This window comes from Exiguobacterium abrahamii, from assembly GCF_015645365.1.
GTDB classification, from domain to species: Bacteria; Bacillota; Bacilli; order Exiguobacteriales; family Exiguobacteriaceae; genus Exiguobacterium_A; species Exiguobacterium_A abrahamii.
The window spans coordinates 748,786-768,981 of sequence record NZ_JADOYC010000001.1; the positions used below are offsets into that span (position 1 = coordinate 748,786).

Consider the following 20,196-nt stretch of genomic DNA (forward strand, 5'->3'; position numbering starts at 1 on the left):
GAAACTAGGTCAATGCATTTTGGGGAATACATTGCAGTTTCGACGGGACGTTATTGATGTCATAGGCATTATGGCAACTTGGAAATTGAAAAGGAGATGACTTACCGATGAAGAAAAAAACAGTCGGTCTCGCATTATCGGTCATGCTTGCAGGAAGCGCAGTGCTTGCTGGATGTTCGACAGGTGGCGGAGACAGTGATTCAGGTTCAACAGATGGAAAGAAAAATCTACGTTTAACGGATACTTCTGACATTACGACAGTCGATCCAGCGAAAGCTACGGATTCTGTCGCTTTCAACATGATTGGGAACACGATGGAAGGTCTTTACCGTCTCGATAAAGACGGAAAAGCGATTCCAGCACTTGCAGAAAAAACAGATATCTCAAGCGATAACTTGACGTATACGTTCACACTTCGTGATTCAAAATGGTCTGATGGTTCACCCGTCAAAGCACAAGATTTCGAGTTTGCTTGGAAACGTGCTGCTGATCCGAAAACAGCATCTAGTTACTCGTACATCTTTGACACGTTAAAAAACGGCGCTGATGTTACACAAGGTAAAAAAGCTGTCGACGAACTCGGTGTTAAAGCACTTGACGACAAAACGTTAGAAGTCAAACTCGAGCGTCCAGCACCGTATTTCCTCTCACTGACATCGTTTGGTACGTACTCACCGATCAGTGAAGACTTCTACAAAAAGAATGAAAAAGATTTCTCGCTTAAACCAGATAAATTGCTTTATAACGGTCCTTTCGTTTGGGAATCTTGGAAAACGGATTCAAAACGTGTCCTGAAGAAAAACGATAACTACTGGGATAAAGATGCTGTCAAACTCGACGAAGTTACGATCCGTGTCGTCAAAGATTCTTCGACAGTAGCAAATCTCTATGATTCAAATGATATCGACTATGCAGGTCTGACATCCGAGCAAGTTGAAGCTTACAAATCGAAGCCTGAATTCAAGACAGCACTTCGTTCTTCAATTGCTTATCTGAAGTTCAATAACGAAGATGAAACGATGAAAAATGTTGATGCACGTAAAGCGATTGCTCGTGCCATCGATCCAAAAGGAATCACAGATACGCTTCTTGCGAACGGTTCGATTCCAACAACAAGCTTCATTCCGAAAGAATTCATCAAAGATGCGTCTGGTAAAGACTACACGAGCGACATCAACTGGTTCGATCGTGATGGAAAAGAAGCAGCTGATCTTTGGAAAAAAGCAAACGGCGATAAGAAAACCACGATTGAACTTCTTTCATTCGACAATGAAGATGCGAAGAAGATCAGTGAGTACATGAAAGGTCAAATCGAGAAAAATCTTCCGAACGTCACTGTTTCAATCAAACAACAACCGTTCAAGAACAAACTCGACCTTGAAACAAAAGGAGACTACCAGGTTTCTTACTCACTTTGGGGCCCGGATTACCAGGATCCAATGTCTAACCTTTCTATCTTCGAATCAACGAATAGCCAAAACGACGTCAAGTACAAGTCTGCAGCTTATGATAAATTGTTAAACGCAGCGAATGAAGAGTCTGACTTAAACAAACGTCTTGATCTCTTCAAACAAGCTGAAGCGCAATTGATTGAGAAAGATCAAGCCATCGCACCAATCTATCAAGCAGGTTCTGCATACTTGAGCCGTCCAACGGTCAAAGATTTCAACCGTCAAGTGTTCGGAGCAGATTTCCAATACAAATACGTTGATATTAAGTAATCGAGAATGGGAGCGTCCCCTGATCAGTTCGGGTACGCTCCTGTTTTATACTACTTTTTATGAATGGAAACTCATTTTTATCGAAAATGTGAAAGTTTCGTAAAAAAGTAGTTCTAATTACTTTGTTAGCAAAGTATAATGAAATCAAACGAAAAATTCTGACTATTGGATGAAATTAGAAAAACATCCAAGCGAACATCAAATCAAAGCACAATAAAAAAAGAATTTTTAAATTTTTATGACAAAATTCTTGAATGTTCCGACAATTGTGGGTCATACTGATTTTATTGATGTTTCGAAAAAAACAGAAAATCTTTATAGGGGGTGCCATCTTATGGGCCGTTATTTAGCTCAACGCCTGGTTTACGGCGTACTGACGTTTTTACTCATCGCTTCGTTCACTTTCTTCCTGATGGATCTGCTACCAGGTTCACCGTTCCAAAACCAGGAGAAACTTTCTCCTGAACAGTTGAACATCCTTCGGGATAAGTACAACTTGAATGATCCACTGCCACAACGCTATGCAGCGTATATGGTGAACTTGTTCCAAGGAGATCTCGGTATTTCATTCAAATATGATAGCCGTCCGGTAACGGATTTAATCTCTGAACGAATTGGACCATCGGCTCAATTAGGAGTTCAAGCATTAGTACTTGGAGTACTGTTAGGACTCGTCTTAGGTGTTGTCGCGGCACTTCGTCACAACACAGTGATCGATTACGGTGCGATGTTCGTATCGGTTATCGGAATCTCGGTACCGTCCTTTGTATTCGCCTCACTCCTTCAATACTATGTTGGCGTGAAATGGGGCGTTTTGCCAGTCGCGTTCTGGGAAAGCCCGGCGCATACCATCTTGCCGACCATATCGTTATCACTTGGGGTTACAGCCTCAATTGCTCGATTCGTCCGAACAGAGATGCTAGAAGTTACGAACCAGGATTATGTCACGTTAGCTAAAGCAAAAGGCCTAGATGGTCAGTCGATTACTTGGAAACACATGGTTCGGAACGCCTTGATTCCGGCGATCACGATTCTTGGACCAATGACAGCTGCATTGATTACAGGAACACTCGTCATTGAGCGGATTTTCTCTGTTCCTGGTCTTGGTGAACTCTTCGTATCATCCATCACACAAAATGACTACACAGTCATCATGGGTACGACGTTGTTCTTCTCAGCAGTCTTCATTCTCATGATTTTGATCGTCGATTTGCTGTACGGTGTCGTTGATCCACGGATCCGTTTGGGGGGTAACAAATAATGGCTGAACAAAATTCAAATGCAAAAGCAGAACAGTTTGATTCATCACTGTTCCAACACGTTGAGTTCAATGAACAAGCAGGGGAACGCCTTGCTGGTAAAAGCTTAAACTTCTGGCAAGATGCTTGGATGCGTCTACGCAAGAACAAAGCGGCAATTCTCTCACTTGCTGTCATCATCATCATCGCAATCATGTCATTAGCTGGACCTGCGTTGTCTGGTAATGACCCTTATACCCAAACAATCACAAAAGCTAAACTTCCACCTAAAGTTACTGGTTTAGAGTGGGCTGGTTTTGACGGTATGGCGAAACTTGGTGATACACCAATTGATTTTTATAAACAAAAACAGGTGACAGAGAACTACTGGTTCGGAACAGACCATCTTGGTCGTGATCTTTGGTCACGTGTCTGGGAAGGAACGAAGATTTCGTTATTCATCGGTTTGATGGCAGCACTCATCGACGTTCTCGTTGGTGTCACATACGGCGGAATTTCTGCTTATTACGGTGGGCGTGTCGATAACATCATGCAACGGATTGCTGAAATTTTAACAGGTGTACCAAACTTAATCTTGATCATCTTGTTCATCTTGATTCTTGAACCAGGGATCACGACGATCATCCTTGCAATGACGATTACCGGCTGGATCGGGATGAGCCGACTTGTTCGTGGTCAAATCCTGAAACTAAAGAACCAAGAATTCGTTCTTGCAGCACGGACACTTGGTGCTTCTAGCGCACGATTGATCTTTAAACACTTGATTCCAAATACCTTGGGAACGATCATCATCTCACTTATGTTCACGATTCCAAGTGCGATCTTCTTCGAAGCGTTCTTAAGCTTCATCGGTTTAGGACTTGCACCACCACAACCGTCACTCGGTACATTGATCAACGAAGGGTACAAAGAACTCAAAACGTTCCCATTCTTGCTCGTTGTCCCATCGACGGTCATCGTACTCCTCATGGTCAGCTTCAATATGTTGGCAGATGGACTGCGTGATGCGTTCGACCCACGTTTACGACGCTAACGGAAACTAGAGAGGAGCTCATTCACAATGGAAACTATTTTATCTGTTCGCGACTTGAATGTCGCTTTCCATACGTATGCCGGGACGGTACAAGCCGTCCGCGGTGTATCGTTTGATTTGAAAAAAGGCGAGACACTCGCAATCGTTGGTGAATCTGGTTCTGGTAAATCGGTTACTTCAAAAGCGATCATGCGTTTGATTCCAAACCCACCAGGTGAAATCACACAAGGTGAAATCTTATTTGAAGGTCGTGACCTTGTTAAGCTTTCGGATAAAGAAATGCAAAAAGTCCGTGGTCGTGATATCGCAATGATCTTCCAAGATCCGATGACATCACTTAACCCGACGATGACGATCTATAAACAAATCGCTGAAGGATTAAAACGTCACCAAGGCTTAACAGGCGACGCAGCGAAAAAGCGTACACTCGAACTTTTGACACTCGTAGGAATTCCGAATCCAGAAGCGCGTCTGAAACAATATCCGCACCAATTATCGGGCGGGATGCGTCAACGGATCGTCATCGCAATCGCACTTGCATGTAATCCGAAAGTGTTGATTGCCGATGAGCCGACGACTGCACTCGATGTTACGATTCAAGCTCAGATCCTTGAGTTATTGAAAGACATTCAGCAAAAAACGGGTACAGCAATCATCTTCATTACGCACGACTTAGGTGTCGTAGCGAACATGGCTGACCGTGTAGCCGTCATGTATGCTGGTAAATTGATTGAAAAAGGTACAGTAGATGAGATCTTCTATGAGCCGCGTCATCCATATACTTGGGGACTACTAGGTTCAATGCCACGTCCATCTGATGACCGTTCACAAGATCTTCCTGCGATTCCAGGAACTCCACCGAACTTGATGCATCCACCAGTCGGTGATGCGTTTGCACCGCGTAACAAATACGCGATGAAGATTGATTTCGAGAAAGAACCACCTTTCTTCAAAATCTCAGATACACACGAAGCGGCGACGTGGTTGCTACATCCACAAGCTCCATACGTCGAACCACCTGCTGCAATCCGTGACTTGGCGTTAAAATACCGTCCGGACAGCGTGTTCTCAAAATCGCTTCTGAAAGGCGGTCTGAAATAATGGAAAATCGTAATAAATTACTTGAAGTAAAAAACTTGAAGCAACATTTCAATATTGGACGTGGACGCGTCGTCAAAGCGGTTGATGGACTTTCATTTGATATCTACGAAGGCGAAGTACTTGGTCTCGTTGGAGAGTCAGGCTGTGGTAAGTCAACGACTGGTCGCTCGATCATTGGTTTATACGAAGCGACAGACGGCGAAGTCATCTTCAAAGGTGAAAACGTTCATGGTAAGAAGTCACGTAAAGACAAATTGAAATTCAACCGTGCAATGCAAATGATCTTCCAAGATCCGTATGCATCGTTAAATCCACGGATGACGGTTGGTGATATCATCGCTGAAGGAATCGATATTCATGGTTTAGCAAACTCAAAAGAAGAGCGCAATAACCGTGTATATGATTTGCTTGAGACTGTTGGTTTGACGAAAGAACACGCGAGTCGTTACCCGCACGAGTTCTCGGGTGGTCAGCGCCAGCGGATTGGTATCGCACGTGCACTCGCTGTAGAGCCAGACTTCATCATTGCCGATGAGCCGATTTCAGCACTCGACGTATCGATCCAAGCACAGGTTGTCAACTTGATGAAACAATTACAACGTGATCGCAGCTTGACATATTTGTTCATCGCCCACGATTTATCGATGGTTAAGTATATCTCAGACCGGATTGGTGTTATGTATCAGGGTCACCTCGTTGAATTGTGTGATGCGGATCGTCTGTATGAGAATCCTGTTCATGCTTATACGAAGTCACTTTTATCTGCGATTCCGCTTCCGGATCCAGAGCACGAGCGGACACGTAAACGGATCATCTTTGATCGTCCGACGAGTGGACCGGTTGGTAAATCGGATGAAGATTCGAGCATTCCGCCACTTCGTGAAATCGAGCCGGGTCATTTCGTTTCGATGACGGATGCAGAACTTGAAGCGTACCAAGCGCAACTCGTATAATCGTTAAAGCAAAAAGGCATTTCCACGTTGATCGTGGAAATGCCTTTTAATTTTCTGATGCGATACGCGGTAGATGAGCAAATCGATGGACGACTGCATCGATTGCATCAAGACGACGCATGGCTTCTTCAAAGTCAATTTTTTCGTAATGATGGAGTCCGCCCGGCTGTTCTTCCAGCGTATCCGCATCATGAACAAGTTGTTGAAGAGGTGTTCGATTGATCGCACCTGGTGGAAGATAAGAATCCGTATGCAAAAGAACAGCGAGAGCAATTTCTTTTGCACGTGCTGGTTCTTCACCAAGGCGAATCAATAGTTTGTGAGCACGTTCAGCTCCTTTAATGGCATGAATATCATTTTGACGATATAAATCATAGTTCCAAGTGCCATCGGTATACCATTCGTAATGACCGATATCATGTAATAGTGCTGCCTTCGTAGCAGTGTCTGCATCTAAGCCGCGTTTCGTAGCAAGCGTCAGTGCGCGTTCCGCTACTGAAATCGCATGATTCAAGCCAGAACGAGATAAATATTTTTGAGCAATCGGATGATCAAGAATTGTGACAAGTGTTAATGCCATGAATGAAAAACTCCTTTCTGAGCGTTGATATTTCTATACACTCTACAGAAATTTGAAAGAAATTGCAACTGTTTTTCATTCCTCAATCGACAATCTCACATATTTAATTGCTTAAAGTAGGAATAGATTTTTGAGATACGTGGTATACTTACTAATGTAGAAGATGATTATTTTGCTTTCGTATGGTTGTTAGTTCTGTTTCGGGCCGATTGGGGTGTCGGAATATGAAAGAACGTGACAAGAAGAAAAAGCTGAAGAAGCGCCTTTTGCGGGATATTTTAGAGAAAAAACTGAAAGAAATGAAACTTCCTAAAGCAAAAGAGACGATTTCTCAGCCATTTGATCACACGCCAGCTTGTTAAAGCCACGTGGTGGCTTTAACAAGCTTTTTTACGAAAAGTTCTTTCATCTTTATAAAAAAGCTAGGTTTTCTGCTTTATTAGATGTAAACTGTCAAGTAATAGAACCATCATCAATATCTGCTTATTCACATAGGTATTGAATGATGTTAAATCAGGGGGAGGATGTTTTTCAATGGTAACACTCTATACTTCACCAAGTTGTACTTCTTGTCGGAAAGCACGCGCGTGGCTTGAAGAACATGAAATCCCGTTCGTTGAACGTAATATCTTTTCAGAACCATTATCGCTCGATGAAATCAAACAGATTCTTCGCATGACGGAAGATGGAACGGACGAGATCATTTCAACACGTTCAAAAGTCTTCTCGAAACTCGATGTTTCCGTTGAAAACTTATCGTTGCAGCATCTATACGATTTGATTCAAGAATATCCGGGATTATTGCGTCGCCCAATCTTGATTGATGAAAAACGCCTTCAAGTGGGATACAACGAGGATGAAATCCGTCGATTCTTACCGCGCAAGGTGCGTACATTCCAACTTTTGGAAGCGCAGCGTCTTGTCAACGAGTAATTTTAAAAAGCACGCTGCTTCCTGAGCAGTGTGCTTTTTGTTACCGATAAAAAAGGTTAAAATAAAGATAACAAAGGAATAGAAATATATCCTTCGGATTCAAAACTATGAATCCAAGTTATGTCCTCGTTCGTATTCTAGATAAGGAACGAGAAGAAAGGAGTGGACAGTTTGAAAATCGAACGCGTCAATGACAATACGGTCAAGTTCTTCATCACGTACACCGACATCGAACGCCGTGGTTTTGCCCGAGATGAGATTTGGTACAACCGGGAACGGGGAGAACAGTTATTCTGGCAGATGATGGACGAAGCGAATGAAAAAGAGTCCATCTCCTTCGAAGGTCCACTATGGATACAAGTGCAAGCATTTGAAAAAGGTCTTGAAGTCACTGTAACGATCGCGAAAAATGCAGTTGATGGTGAGCAAGTCGATGAAGACGAACTCGATTCACTTTTACGATCAGCGATGTCTGAGACAGAAGATAAAGATACAGAGTTAAGCCAAGATGTTTTATTTGAAACTCGCGATTTCGAACATATCATCGCGCTCAGCCAATATGCGAATGCTCCTGTATTCGCAGAACTTGAAACAGCGCTTTATCAAAAAGATGGACTCTATTTACTGCATGTTCATTTCGAAGATGATGTGAACGTAGAAGCGCAAGAAAACGTCATGAGTTTAATCGCAGAGTATCTCCAGTTCAGCGAACAAACGATACATCCTGTAGCTGAATACGGGAAACAGATCATTGCTTCAGATGTCTTTCCGTTCATTCGGAAACATTTTCCGAACTAAGGTCAGAAAAAGTGCGAGGAAAAGGAGGATCACATATCGTGATACCTCCTTTTGTTCTGGTATTAAGTGAGGGTATAGCCTCCATCTACGATGAGCGCTTGACCGTTGATATAACTTGCTTTGTTTGATAGTAAGAAACAAACGACCTCAGCGATTTCAGAAGGTTGTGCAGGCTCACCTCGAAGATGATGTTTCATTGCGAGGTCAAATTTATCTTTCCCGCCATATAACGCATGACTGAGCGCTGTATCGACTGGTCCTGGGCAAATCGCATTAAATCGGTACTTACCATGGAAGCGGGCAGCGTATGTCTTTGTTAGCGTCAGTAGAGCACTCTTAGATGAAGCATAAGGCAGTAGCATTGCTGGAAACTTAACATGACCTACGATGGCGCTATTATTGACGATGGAAGCGCCTTTTGAAAAGCGTTTTGTCGCAAGCTGGATGATTCGTTCGGGTGCGTGATAGTTCACTTGGAACACTTCTTTTTGTTGGTCGGAGACACGTTCAGGTGCAACGGGTTTACCGAAAGTACCTGCATTGTTGAAAATACCATCGATTTCTGGGAAATCTTCTTGTGTTTCTTCAAAGAACGCATCGATTGCAGAGGAATCAGTTAAGTCGACAGGGAAGAAATATAAACGTCCTTCTCCATTTGCTTCAAGTGAGGATCCTTTTTCTTCATTACGACCAATCGCAAGGACAGTATGTCCCTCCCGGATGAGTTGAAGGGCAGTTGCCTCACCAATTCCACTTGTTGCACCAGTAATGATATACGTACCCATTTAAACGCTTCCTTTCTGTCATCAGTTTAAATACGATTTGTACTACTTACATAAAAGGAGGGGGATTCATGCTACGACGTGTACAACTTCTCATGACCCTCATCTTGACCATCGGCTTGATTGCCTTTTTATCCTACTATTGGAGTGTCTATATGGTAGGTTGGCTGTCCATCGTCATCATCTTGGTCGTCATGAGCGTGTTTGTCATCATTCTACTCGAAAATCGAAACCCAGAACGAACGCTCGTCTGGGCACTTGTCATGATGGCATTGCCTGTCGTTGGCGTATTCGTGTATTTCACATTTGGTCAGAACTACCGCCGAAAACGAATGTTTCGACTGAAGGCAATGCTTGATGAAGAGTCTTACATTAAGTATCGTACCCAGTTTAAGGCAGGGGTACACCAATCAGTGTTCCAAGAAGGGCGTTATGGAAAAGTTGTGACACTTATCGATTCAATCAGTCGTCTTCCGATTTCGTATAATACACATACAAGAATCTTGACGAATGGTCAGGAAAAATTTCCGATTCTTTTAGAAGAGATTCGTCAAGCACAGCATCATATTCATTTGGAGTACTATATCGTACGCGATGATCAACTTGCGCTTCAGTTACAGGAAGCATTGATTGAAAAGGCTGAGCAAGGAATCGAGGTCCGCTTTCTTTATGATGCCGTTGGATGTTTTTCGACGGATAAACATTATTTCAAGAAGATGCAGGCGGCTGGCGTTGAGGTTCGCGCGTTTTTCCCCGTCGTCTTACCGTTTATTTCGAGTAAATCGAACTATCGAAATCATCGGAAAATCGTCGTCATCGATGGAACAGTTGCTTTTACAGGCGGAATCAACATTGGAGACGAGTATATCGGTCGCGATCAACATTTTGGTTTTTGGCGTGATACGCATCTTCTCGTAAGAGGAGAGGCTGTCTCTGAACTCCAACTGATTTTTCTCCAAGACTGGTATTACATGACAGGAGAACGGCTGTTTACACCGTTTTACATGGAGCCGCTTGAGTACGTTGAAGAAGCAACAGGAGGTGTTCAAATCATTGCGAGCGGTCCTGATGAGCCACATGAGGCAATGAAATCACTTTACTTCGGGCTCATCACGGAAGCGCGTGAATCAGTCTATATTGCTTCCCCGTATTTGATACCGGACGAAGACCTCATGACAGCACTGAAGACAGCTGCTATGGCTGGGATTGATGTCCGTATTTTGCTACCGAGCTTTCCAGACCATAAAATCGTATTTTATGCGAGCCGTTCATATTTTGATGACTTGCTACGAGCTGGTGTGAAAATTTACGAGTACAATAAAGGGTTCATGCACTCGAAAGTCATCGTCGTGGACGACGCCATCGCAACGATTGGAACAGCGAACATGGATTTACGTAGTTTTCATTTGAATTTCGAAGTGAATGCGTTCTTATATGGAACGAACTCTGTCCATGAACTAACACGTGATTTTTATGAAGATTTTAGCCATTCGACACAAGTTGATGCTGATATATTCCATCGGCGTCCATTACGCCGTCGATTGATTGAATCGATTTCACGTTTATTCTCACCTTTACTCTAGCAAAAGGGGACGATTCAGATGTTTGAAGCCATTGATGCTTCTGGTAAACGCATCATGATTCACAGATTTCCCATCCATGAATTAAAAGCGATGTCCTTACGTTGTCCGTATTGCCTGAAGCTATTGCGCGTCAGGCAAGGGCGACGACCACATTTTGCACATATCTCAGCTTGTTCAGGAGAAAGTAGTGTGCATATGTCCTGGAAAAAGCGCATTGCCGATTCTTTAATAAACGCAGGTATCCAAGTCGAATTTGAATGGATGACTGGAGAGAGACGTTTTGACCTGTGGATACCAGAACAGAAACTTGGAATTGAGATTCAACGTTCTCCGATGTCGGCAGAGGAATGGATTAGACGAGCCTTACTTGATGCAAAACAAGAACAAACAGTTCGGTGGATCGGATTTCATCCTTCACATGGTGTCACGTTGCGCTTGCAGGGGTGGATGCGACAAGCATTTTTACAAAATGATTATTTGGATCTAATCGTCGAGAATCAGATCCGGAGATTTCGACATCCAGTTCCTTTTGCAAAACACCATGTCTATTGCACGGTTCAATCGCTCTCGTTATCTGATTTTCTCTCGACAGAGCCTGCATCATTTCCTCGGAAATTTTCAATCGCTCGATGGCAAGGAATCGTTCATCGCTACCGGCGACGCCCTTTTTATCCTTCATTACCTCCACGCATTCTCAAGACCCCACTGTATCAAGCAGGTTTCCATCTGCAAAATCTTCCCTCTTCTGTCTTTCTTCCGATAACGCGTCTATTATTTCTACCCGTCCATCCCTTTGAATTTCAAATCGCAGTCTTTTTAAAGCTAAAAGGGAGATATACTTCAATCGGTCTAGAACATGCCATCAATCAACTGCTTCACCAATTGAATCTATCGATCGAAAGAGATTTGATTGATGCTCTCGTCAGAGAATGGATGGAACGAATCGAGGAGGCGAATAAGCTGTTTTAGCAGGAGCACTTCGATTGTTTGTCGAAAAGAAAACAGGTATAACTGAATTAAAGGAGTGAGGGAAATGGCAGAAGTATTAACACGTCAAGATGTTGACGTTACAGAAACATGGAATCTAGAGTCGATTTACGCAACGAACGAAGCGTGGGAAGAAGAATTCGAATCGGTGAAAGCGATGCTTCCACTACTCGTCGAGTATAAGGGTCGTCTTGGACAGAGTGCAGAAACGCTCTATGAAGGGTTACAGTTACGCGACGAAGTCTCAAGACGCCTTTATAAGCTTTATACATACGCGCACATGCGTTATGACGAAAATACAGCAGACAGCTTCTACCAAGCCATGAACGACCGTGCTCGAACGCTCGCGTCGCAAATCGGAGCAACGCTTGCTTTCATGACACCAGAATTGTTAGCTGTACCTGAGTCAACGATTGAGACGTATCTTAATGAGAATCCAGATCTTGCAATGTATCGTCATGCATTTGATGAATTGAATCAAGAACGTGAACACGTCCTGACGGAAGCGGAAGAAGCGATTCTTGCAAAGGCAGGAGAAGTACTCGGTCAATCCGGTACGACGTTCGGTATGTTGAACAATGCAGATCTGACATTCCCGAAAATTAAAGGGGAAGACGGAGAAGAGACAGAGTTGACACATGGTCGCTTCATCACATTCCTGGAATCATCTGATCGTTCGGTCCGTGAAGCCGCATTTAAAGCGATGTATGGAACATATGCAAAATACACGAATACGCTCGCTTCGACACTTGCTGGGTCAGTTAAGAAAGACAACTTCTATGCGGATGTCCGGAAGTTCCCATCGGCACGTGCAGCAGCTTTACATGGTAATGCGATTCCTGAGTCCGTCTATGACGGATTAGTTGAAGCGGTACATGAGCACTTACCATTGCTTCATCGTTACGTTGCCCTACGTAAGCGAGTGCTCGGACTCGATGAACTACACGTGTATGATATGTACACACCGCTCGTTTCTGAGGTGGAGATGAAAGTCTCTTACGAGGAAGCGAAAGAATTGATGGTGGAAGGACTTGCACCGCTCGGAGCAGAGTACAAGCACATTCTCGAAGAAGGATTGTCTGAACGTTGGGTTGATGTCCGGGAGACGCGTGGTAAACGGAGCGGAGCCTACTCTTCTGGTGCTTATGATACACAGCCGTTCATTTTGATGAACTGGCAAGACAACATCAACAACCTCTTTACACTCGCACATGAATTCGGACATTCCGTCCATAGTTATTACACGCGGAAATCTCAACCGTATCCATATGGTGATTATTCAATCTTCGTCGCAGAAGTCGCCTCAACGACGAATGAAGCATTGTTGAACGACTATCTATTGAAGAAAGTGACGGATCGTAAAGAAAAACTCTATCTATTAAACAATCAACTCGAAACATTCCGCGGAACATTGTTCCGACAAACGATGTTCGCCGAGTTCGAACATGCAATTCATGATGCGGCTCGTCTTGGACAATCGCTGACACCGGAATTCCTAACGTCAACGTATTATGCGTTGAATCAAAAATACTTCGGAGACGAAATTGTATTAGATGAAGAAATCGGTCTAGAATGGGCTCGGATTCCACACTTCTATTACAATTATTATGTCTATCAGTATGCAACGGGCATTTCTGCTGCCGCTGCTTTGACAGATCAGATTCTAGAAGAAGGACAACCTGCTGTAGAGCGATATATTAACAATTTCTTAAAAGCGGGATCAAGTGATTATCCAATCGAAGTATTAAAAGCTGCGGGTGTCGATATGACAACAAAAGCACCAGTTGAAGCAGCATTGCGTCAATTTGAACGTGTCCTAGATGAATTTGAAGCTTTGTTAGCAGAGTGACATCTTTGTGACAAAGTGAACAAAGAGTGGAAAAGAGACGAAGTCCACGATATACTTATATTGTGAAGAGGGTCACATTCCCCAGTAGATTCTCTTTTTCCCCCATCCAGTGGTCAAAAGAAAAAGTCCTTCTCGTCAGGAGGGACTTTTTCTTTTGTCTATGATTGAACATAAAAAGGACAGTTCAGCGTGCTGAACTGTCCTTTTTATGGTTTTTATCATGCGTGTGCCGAATCTTTTAAATGACGCCATACTTTTCCATCACAGTACGATAGAGAAGCACATTTTTGTTGCAAGACCAGTTTTTTTAATTCGTGTTCAATCTGGGATTCAGGAGCGTCATAAATAAAGGCGATTTCAGCCGTTGTTGCTGTTTCATACCGTCTCAAGAATTGTTCGAGTGGTGGCTTCGGTTGTTTTTCGATCGTATGATCTAGCAATTCACTTAAGATCGAGACATACACCAAATACTCATAAGGTCCTTCTGCTTTAATCGCTTCTTCGTCTCCGACGAAAGCAAGTGTCGGAAGAATCCGAACATCCCACTCGGTGACTAGTTCGGTTTCTTTCTCGAGCATTTGCTGAATCGTATCCGACGAGACATCACGATGGAACTCCTCTAAATCCAAACCATACTCCGTTAATGCTTCTGCTAGCCGCATCAATGATGGGCGACTATAAGCACTCTCTCCTTCGACGTTATGAAGCATTCGAAGGCGTCGCATGAATCGCATACCAAACGTCTTTCCTTGAAGCTCAATTGCTTTTAGAATGACAAGTGGTGACATATCACATGCAGATCGTGATGGAGCACATGGAATCGTTGCAATCGTCCGAAGACGGAACAGATGACCATATTCTAGCTCTAGCTTCTTGAGGACGGGTATCAACCGTAAACCATCCGTTTGTGTCACATCTAGAAAATGATAGATTTCCAGAGGTTTCGTCGGTTGTTGAATCGATGGTTCGTCCAATGAACAATAAGATCCGTTACATTGTGCGTGTTCCATCCGTTCACCCCTTCCTGTTGTTATCGTTACCCTATTTTAGCAACGAAAAAAAAGAAAGAGCAAAGGTTTTGCTTGTTCATTCTTACACGAAAAATCAAGAAAGCGCTTTACGTTCCATGAAGCGGACGATTTTATTTTTTGTTTTGCGCTGGGGAATATCGTGTTCTGAAAGAAGTCGCTCGAAATCCTTTTGCCCTTGTTCGAAGTTGCTGACCTCAAACTCTAACTCATAATCGGTATGTCCGAGATAGCGACTTTTATCAAGAACGAGTAAGCCTTCAGGAAGCACCGTCTCGATTCGTTCGGTTTCCAAACGACCTAAATGTTCCAACGAACCTTGCAAGTCAAAAGATGACAACTGTTGATTCATCTCTTCGGAGTGAATCAGACCATATTTGAATAGATCTTCCGCTTCACTTGCAGATAGCGTGACATGTGTTTCAAGCAATCCATTTTCATGAGGTTGTTTTAAAGTAAGGACGAGTCCTTGTTTTTTTTCACGAATCCGTAAGGCGGCACCTTTTTTTCGAAGTTCAAAATCAGGCGTATCAAAATAATCATTGGCTTGCCAAATAGGTTGTTTAGCTGACGCATAATGGGTAAATAACGATAGATATTCTTGTTCAGACAATAAGTTCTTAAATTCGATTTCCAATTCTTGTCTAATCGGAATCACGCCTTTCTAGTTGAATGTCTGAAAATATGATAACATGAATGAGGTAGGAACAGGCAGTGAACCAATACTATTCGATTAAAAGTGGTGACAAATCAGATGACAAAAGAAAATTGGGATTTATTTCTTGCACCGTATCAAATCGCGGTCGATGAGTTGAAAGTTAAGCTAAAAGCGATTCGTAAACAATTTCAGCAACGGGGAGAACATTCACCGATTGAATTTGTCACAGGACGGGTCAAACCTGTAAAGAGCATTCTTCAAAAAGCGGAACGAAAATCAATTGCGCATGAGTCATTAGAACAAGACATGCAGGATATCGCCGGATTACGTATCATGTGTCAATTCGTCGATGATATCATTCATGTCCTTGAGCTGTTGCGCTCGCGCGGAGATTTTAAAATCGTCGAAGAACGAAACTACATTACGCAAAAAAAGGATAGTGGCTATCGATCGTATCACGTCATCATTGCCTATCCGGTACAGACGATCGAAGGTGAAGTTCCGACGTTAGTCGAGATCCAAATTCGAACGCTTGCGATGAATTTCTGGGCAACAATTGAACATTCGTTGAATTATAAGTACCAAGGAAATATTCCGGAAGAGACGCGTGAGCGTCTGCGTCGTGCAGCAGAGGCAGCATTTTTGCTTGATGCGGAGATGAGCCAGCTGAAAGTAGAAATCCAAGACGCACAACTCGTCTTTCAACGCGACGCTAAGGCGTCTGAACGATTAAAAGAGTAGGGGGATGACCATGCGTTTTGCAATCACGGCTCGTGATGATGAGCGATCTCATGCGCTGAAACAGCAACTCGAGCAGGCATTGACGGATCGGGGATGTATTCTTGATGTCAGTCAGCCGGAAATCGTCGTCTCGATCGGTGGAGACGGAACGATGTTACAGGCGTTTCATTCGTATCTCGATCAAGTGGAGACGATCACGCTTGTTGGGATTCATACGGGCCATCTTGGTTTTTATGCGGATTGGCGCCCTGAAGAAATGGATGAATTGATTGACCATATCGCGAAGCAGGATTTAGCGACGGTTCAATACCCGTTGCTCGAACTCTCGATTGATTATGCGGACGGTTCACACAATCAACTGCTTGCCTTGAATGAATGTACGATTAAAAGTTTTAATCAGACGCTCGTTTGCGATTTATCGATTCGAGGCGACTACTTCGAGACATTCCGAGGGGACGGGTTGTGTGTATCAACACCGTCTGGTTCGACAGCGTACAATAAGGCACTCGGCGGAGCGATTGTTCATCCGGCGCTCGAAGCAATTCAAATTACAGAGATGGCTTCCATCAACAATCGTGTCTACCGGACGATCGGCTCACCGATGTTGTTACCGAAACATCATGATGTCGAAATTCGTCCCGTCAATCCGATTGATTTTCAGATGACCTATGACCACTATGCTTCGATCATTCATCAAAACGTGACATCGATTCGATGCCGGGTCTCTGATAAAAAAGTGAAATTTGCTCGTTTTCGTTCTTTCCCGTTCTGGCAACGGGTGCGGGAATCTTTCCTGGCAGACGAAAGACGTTAAAGTAAAGGAAATGGAAACATGAATGGATTTCAGCTACAACAGATGGTGACTGACATCGAGGATGGCTGGCGTGTCAGTCATTTTTGTACGACCCGCTTAGGGATTTCGCGAAAAATGTTAGTATCGATTAAAAATCATGGGGATATCACGCGTAATGGTCAGCATGTTAACGTCCACGACGTCTTACACGCGGGTGATCGTGTCCATGTCTTCTTCCCGGAAGAGACACCAGCACCGGATATGGTGGCGACAGAAGGGGAACTTGATATTTTGTTTGAAGATGATTGGTTGCTCGTCGTCAATAAACCACCAGGCATGGCATCGATTCCGTCACGACTGCATCCGGAACACTCATTATCGAACTATGTCCTTGGTTATTACCGAAAACAAGGAATTCCGTATGCAATCCATATCGTTAATCGGCTCGATCGTGATACGAGTGGTCTTGTCTTGTTCGCGAAACACGGGCTTGCCCATCACCGGATGAGTCTCATGCAACGATCCAATGAATTAGAACGACATTATTTAGCGTATGCACCCGGAAACGTACCGGTACAAACGATTGATCAACCGATTGGTCAAACCGATCATTCCTTTATGGAACGGATGGTACGACCAGATGGTCAACGAGCCATCACGCATATCTTAAATAGCCGTCTAGTTCGAGCCTTTGACCAAGAAATCTCATTACTCGATATCCGACTAGAGACAGGTCGGACACACCAAATTCGTGTCCATCTTGCTTTTCTTGGGCATCCCTTGATTGGCGATACGATGTATCAAGGGAACCCGTTACTTCCGCGTCAGGCGCTCCATAGTGCGTCAGCAACGTTCCTTCATCCTGCGACGGGAGAACAGGTTCGTTTTGAAGCACCACTTCCTGAGGATCTCCGACTGGAAGGATAAAGTGCACAAATAAAAGGCAATGGACTTGGTCCACTGCCTTTTATTTGTGTTTAGTCTTCATCAAACATGGAAATCCGAGATTGAGAGGCGATCGCCATGATCAATCCTAGACCGACGAGGTTTACGATCATCGTTGATCCCCCATAACTGATGAACGGTAGGGGAAGACCTGTGATCGGTAAGACACCAATCGTCATCCCGATGTTTTGGAAAATTTGGAACGTAAACATCGCGACGTATCCTGTCACGATATAGGTACCAAATGGATCAGCTGTCTCGAGAGCAATCTGAATCAAGCGATAGACGAACAGGAACAAGACGATCAAGACGATGGCAGCCCCGATGAAACCGTAGTGTGAGGCAATCGTCGTAAAGATGAAGTCTGTATGCAATTCTGGAACGAACACTTGTAGTTTCCCGTACCCAACGCCGAACATTTGCCCTGAACCTGTAGCGTTGATTGCTTGGACGAGCTGGTACGACAGATCATCCGCATATTCGAACGGTTGCAACCAAGCCATGATCCGGTTCATCGCGTGACCTGGGAAAAAGGTTGCGAGCAAATCGTTTTGGAAAAAGAACAGGTAAAAGAAGATGATAACAGCTCCTGCGAACAGACCGAACATCGTCAAAAGCCATTTCCAGTTTAGTCCTGATAACAACATCGCACATGCGAGGATGACGCATAAAATCAAACCGATCCCTAAATCGGGCTGAATAATGATAAGACCGAGCGGCAAGGCTGTAACTGCGACCAACTTGATAAGTAACAAGAGATCTCTTTCATGTTGAACATAACGCGCATTGTGCTCGGTAATGACGGCAGCGAGCGTCACGATCAAAAAGAATTTCATGAACTCAGCCGGTTGAACGGTACCGATAACCGGGAATTGATACCAACCGTATGCCCCTTTAATTTCAGTGACGATTGGTGTACCACGGAAAATGACAAGACCGATCAACGATACGATACCTGCTCCATATAAAAACCAGTGGAATCGCTTCAACTGTTCATAATCGATGAAAATGACGACCGATAACGCCATAAAGCCGATGACATACCATTGAATTTGTTTGGCAGAGAAGTTGATGGCACTGATTGCACCTTTAAGCGAAGGTTGTGCTGTATAGATGGCGATGATACTGATGACCATCAGACAGGCGAGTAAAAAAAGCAACGTATGATCATAACGTTGTGTAAATGATTTGAATCGATTCATTTCATCCCTACTTTCTATCACTTTCTATATTACCGTAATTTATCAAATCCGCAATATCAAGAGCGATGGTTGACAGAAGCGTTACGTTTTTGTAACCTGAAGATAGGTTTTATTACCAGGTACTAATTCAAGGGGGACTTTATCATGAATATTTATCCTTCACTCGAAGGCAAGACGTACGTCGTCATGGGCGTCATTAACCAACGTTCGATTGCATGGGGCATCGCACGTGCGCTCGACGCTGCTGGAGCAAGCCTGGCATTTACATATGTCGGGGAGCGTTTTAAGGCACCACTTGAAAAATTAGGACAAGAATTATCACGTCCGGCTTCTTATTATACGTGTGATGTTACGAGTGATGAAGAAATCGAACAGGTCTTCCAAACGATTCATGCGGACCACGGTAAGATTTCAGGGATTGCTCACTCGATCGCATTCGCGGATAAAGAAGCGCTTCGTGGTGAATTCTCTGGTGTAACGCGTGAACAGTTCGCGCAAGCACTTGATATCTCAGCCTACAGCTTAACAGCAGTCGTCAAGGCGGCGAAAGATTTCTTTACGGAAGATGCATCCGTCATCACGTTGACATACCTCGGTGGTGAGAAGATGGTTCCGAACTACAACGTCATGGGTGTTGCGAAAGCCGCATTAGATGCAAGCGTTCGTTATCTTGCTGCTGAATATGGTCAGCAAGGTGTTCGTGTCAATGCGATCTCAGCTGGTCCAATTCGGACAGTATCCGCAAAAGGTGTCGGCGACTTCAATTCGATTCTTGATAGCATCGAAGAACGTGCGCCACTTCATCGTAACGTGACGACGGAACAAATTGGTCAAAGTGGACTGTTCTTGCTTTCACAAATGTCGAGTGGGGTGACAGGAGAAATCCTTCACGTCGATAGTGGATTCCACATTCTTTAATAGATAACAGATTGAACCAAGCTTTCCTGAGAAGGGGGCTTGGTTTTTTTTGTGCTGGATCGGGGAAGTGTCAAATAGGAACATGTTGAAGGAGAGAGGAAGTGTAATGGATGAATGCAATCGATTTTACAGTCGTGCAATATGTGAACCGTCAAGTTCGTGTCGATCCACAACTAAAGACTGAGCCAGTCGCTCGGGTTCAACCAATTCGCCCAATCGATGCTTATCGTGAACATGAAGCGGACGACTTTTTAGAAGAACAGGCAAATGCATACGGTGTATTACCAGAACTAAAACTTCCCGGTCGAAGCTTCGACCGGGAAGTTTAATCA

21 protein-coding genes are annotated in these 20,196 nt (G+C 43.8%); 16 read left to right on the plus strand and 5 right to left on the minus strand.

The genetic code is table 11. The features are described 5' to 3' along the window. Positions 1 to 107 precede the first annotated feature (107 nt). From ITJ88_RS03650 to ITJ88_RS03670, 5 genes are all read left to right on the plus strand, one after another. The gene (locus tag ITJ88_RS03650) at positions 108 to 1,721 is read left to right on the plus strand and encodes a peptide ABC transporter substrate-binding protein (protein WP_195864691.1); all 1,614 of its coding nucleotides are present in this window, start codon (positions 108 to 110) and stop codon (positions 1,719 to 1,721) included. A 334-nt stretch (positions 1,722 to 2,055) separates the two neighbouring features. Then, complete coding sequence (gene opp3b / locus ITJ88_RS03655) at positions 2,056 to 2,982, plus strand: oligopeptide ABC transporter permease (protein ID WP_029342199.1); 927 nt, start codon at positions 2,056 to 2,058, stop codon at positions 2,980 to 2,982. Beyond that, positions 2,982 to 4,013 carry an oligopeptide ABC transporter permease gene (opp3C, locus tag ITJ88_RS03660; RefSeq protein WP_195864692.1) on the plus strand — a complete coding sequence of 344 codons (1,032 nt, stop codon included), beginning with the start codon at positions 2,982 to 2,984 and terminating at the stop codon, positions 4,011 to 4,013. The genes opp3b and opp3C overlap by 1 nt, the downstream gene beginning before the upstream one ends. A 27-nt stretch (positions 4,014 to 4,040) precedes the next feature. Beyond that, positions 4,041 to 5,114, plus strand: coding sequence for an ABC transporter ATP-binding protein (locus ITJ88_RS03665; RefSeq protein ID WP_029342201.1), 1,074 nt, complete (start codon positions 4,041 to 4,043; stop codon positions 5,112 to 5,114). Continuing rightward, positions 5,114 to 6,067, plus strand: coding sequence for an ABC transporter ATP-binding protein (locus ITJ88_RS03670; protein WP_195864693.1), 954 nt, complete (start codon positions 5,114 to 5,116; stop codon positions 6,065 to 6,067). Before ITJ88_RS03665 ends, ITJ88_RS03670 begins: the two co-directional genes overlap by 1 nt. Positions 6,068 to 6,113: 46 nt before the next feature. Here ITJ88_RS03670 and ITJ88_RS03675 read toward each other — a convergent pair whose 3' ends face one another. Next, positions 6,114 to 6,647 (minus strand): HD domain-containing protein, encoded by a 534-nt coding sequence (locus ITJ88_RS03675; RefSeq protein ID WP_029342203.1) that lies wholly within the window; start codon positions 6,645 to 6,647, stop codon positions 6,114 to 6,116. 224 nt (positions 6,648 to 6,871) lie between these two features. On the opposite strand from ITJ88_RS03675, the gene ITJ88_RS03680 reads away from it, so the two are divergent. From ITJ88_RS03680 to mecA, 3 genes are all read left to right on the plus strand, one after another. Next, complete coding sequence (locus ITJ88_RS03680) at positions 6,872 to 7,009, plus strand: hypothetical protein (RefSeq protein ID WP_023468890.1); 138 nt, start codon at positions 6,872 to 6,874, stop codon at positions 7,007 to 7,009. 172 nt (positions 7,010 to 7,181) lie between these two features. Continuing rightward, entirely contained in the window at positions 7,182 to 7,580 is a 399-nt protein-coding gene (spxA, locus tag ITJ88_RS03685) for a transcriptional regulator SpxA (protein ID WP_012370920.1), read from the plus strand. Positions 7,581 to 7,742: 162 nt separating this feature from the next. Continuing rightward, a complete protein-coding gene (gene mecA / locus ITJ88_RS03690; RefSeq protein ID WP_369815310.1) occupies positions 7,743 to 8,378 on the plus strand; it encodes an adaptor protein MecA in 636 nt (211 codons plus the stop codon). A gap of 62 nt (positions 8,379 to 8,440) precedes the next feature. On the opposite strand, the gene ITJ88_RS03695 is transcribed toward mecA, so the two are convergent. Continuing rightward, on the minus strand, positions 8,441 to 9,163 hold the full coding sequence (locus tag ITJ88_RS03695) for an SDR family NAD(P)-dependent oxidoreductase (RefSeq protein WP_064299581.1): 723 nt from the start codon (positions 9,161 to 9,163) through the stop codon (positions 8,441 to 8,443). 68 nt (positions 9,164 to 9,231) lie between these two features. On the opposite strand from ITJ88_RS03695, the gene cls reads away from it, so the two are divergent. The 3 genes from cls (at position 9,232) to pepF (ending at position 13,579) form a co-directional block, all read left to right on the plus strand. Further along, positions 9,232 to 10,743: a cardiolipin synthase gene (cls, locus tag ITJ88_RS03700; protein WP_195864694.1), complete on the plus strand. Its 1,512-nt coding sequence runs from the start codon at positions 9,232 to 9,234 to the stop codon at positions 10,741 to 10,743. Between the two features lie 18 nt (positions 10,744 to 10,761). Beyond that, the gene (locus ITJ88_RS03705) at positions 10,762 to 11,712 is read left to right on the plus strand and encodes a competence protein CoiA family protein (protein WP_195864695.1); all 951 of its coding nucleotides are present in this window, start codon (positions 10,762 to 10,764) and stop codon (positions 11,710 to 11,712) included. A gap of 64 nt (positions 11,713 to 11,776) precedes the next feature. Beyond that, positions 11,777 to 13,579 carry an oligoendopeptidase F gene (gene pepF / locus ITJ88_RS03710; protein ID WP_195864696.1) on the plus strand — a complete coding sequence of 601 codons (1,803 nt, stop codon included), beginning with the start codon at positions 11,777 to 11,779 and terminating at the stop codon, positions 13,577 to 13,579. A gap of 218 nt (positions 13,580 to 13,797) precedes the next feature. Here the strand turns inward: pepF and ITJ88_RS03715 are convergent, their stop codons facing one another. Both ITJ88_RS03715 and ITJ88_RS03720 read right to left on the minus strand, forming a co-directional pair. Further along, positions 13,798 to 14,589 (minus strand): DsbA family protein, encoded by a 792-nt coding sequence (locus ITJ88_RS03715; protein ID WP_029342209.1) that lies wholly within the window; start codon positions 14,587 to 14,589, stop codon positions 13,798 to 13,800. Between the two features lie 94 nt (positions 14,590 to 14,683). Continuing rightward, positions 14,684 to 15,244, minus strand: a complete 561-nt coding sequence (locus ITJ88_RS03720) for a CYTH domain-containing protein (protein WP_230088515.1) — start codon at positions 15,242 to 15,244, stop codon at positions 14,684 to 14,686. A 117-nt stretch (positions 15,245 to 15,361) separates the two neighbouring features. Between ITJ88_RS03720 and yjbM the strand changes: the two genes are divergently transcribed. The 3 genes from yjbM to ITJ88_RS03735 are packed head-to-tail and all read left to right on the plus strand — an operon-like array spanning position 15,362 to position 17,726. After that, positions 15,362 to 16,006, plus strand: coding sequence for a GTP diphosphokinase (yjbM, locus tag ITJ88_RS03725; protein WP_195864697.1), 645 nt, complete (start codon positions 15,362 to 15,364; stop codon positions 16,004 to 16,006). 10 nt (positions 16,007 to 16,016) lie between these two features. Then, positions 16,017 to 16,820, plus strand: coding sequence for an NAD kinase (locus ITJ88_RS03730; protein ID WP_023468882.1), 804 nt, complete (start codon positions 16,017 to 16,019; stop codon positions 16,818 to 16,820). Between the two features lie 18 nt (positions 16,821 to 16,838). Continuing rightward, on the plus strand, positions 16,839 to 17,726 hold the full coding sequence (locus tag ITJ88_RS03735) for an RluA family pseudouridine synthase (protein WP_195864698.1): 888 nt from the start codon (positions 16,839 to 16,841) through the stop codon (positions 17,724 to 17,726). A gap of 50 nt (positions 17,727 to 17,776) precedes the next feature. Here the strand turns inward: ITJ88_RS03735 and ITJ88_RS03740 are convergent, their stop codons facing one another. After that, complete coding sequence (locus tag ITJ88_RS03740; protein WP_029342211.1) at positions 17,777 to 18,946, minus strand: FtsW/RodA/SpoVE family cell cycle protein; 1,170 nt, start codon at positions 18,944 to 18,946, stop codon at positions 17,777 to 17,779. Positions 18,947 to 19,090: 144 nt separating this feature from the next. Here ITJ88_RS03740 and fabI point away from each other — a divergent pair, with 144 nt between their 5' ends. Continuing rightward, complete coding sequence (fabI, locus tag ITJ88_RS03745) at positions 19,091 to 19,864, plus strand: enoyl-ACP reductase FabI (protein WP_029342212.1); 774 nt, start codon at positions 19,091 to 19,093, stop codon at positions 19,862 to 19,864. A gap of 110 nt (positions 19,865 to 19,974) precedes the next feature. After that, on the plus strand, positions 19,975 to 20,193 hold the full coding sequence (locus ITJ88_RS03750; protein ID WP_195864699.1) for a hypothetical protein: 219 nt from the start codon (positions 19,975 to 19,977) through the stop codon (positions 20,191 to 20,193). The last annotated feature ends 3 nt before the right edge of the window (positions 20,194 to 20,196 follow it).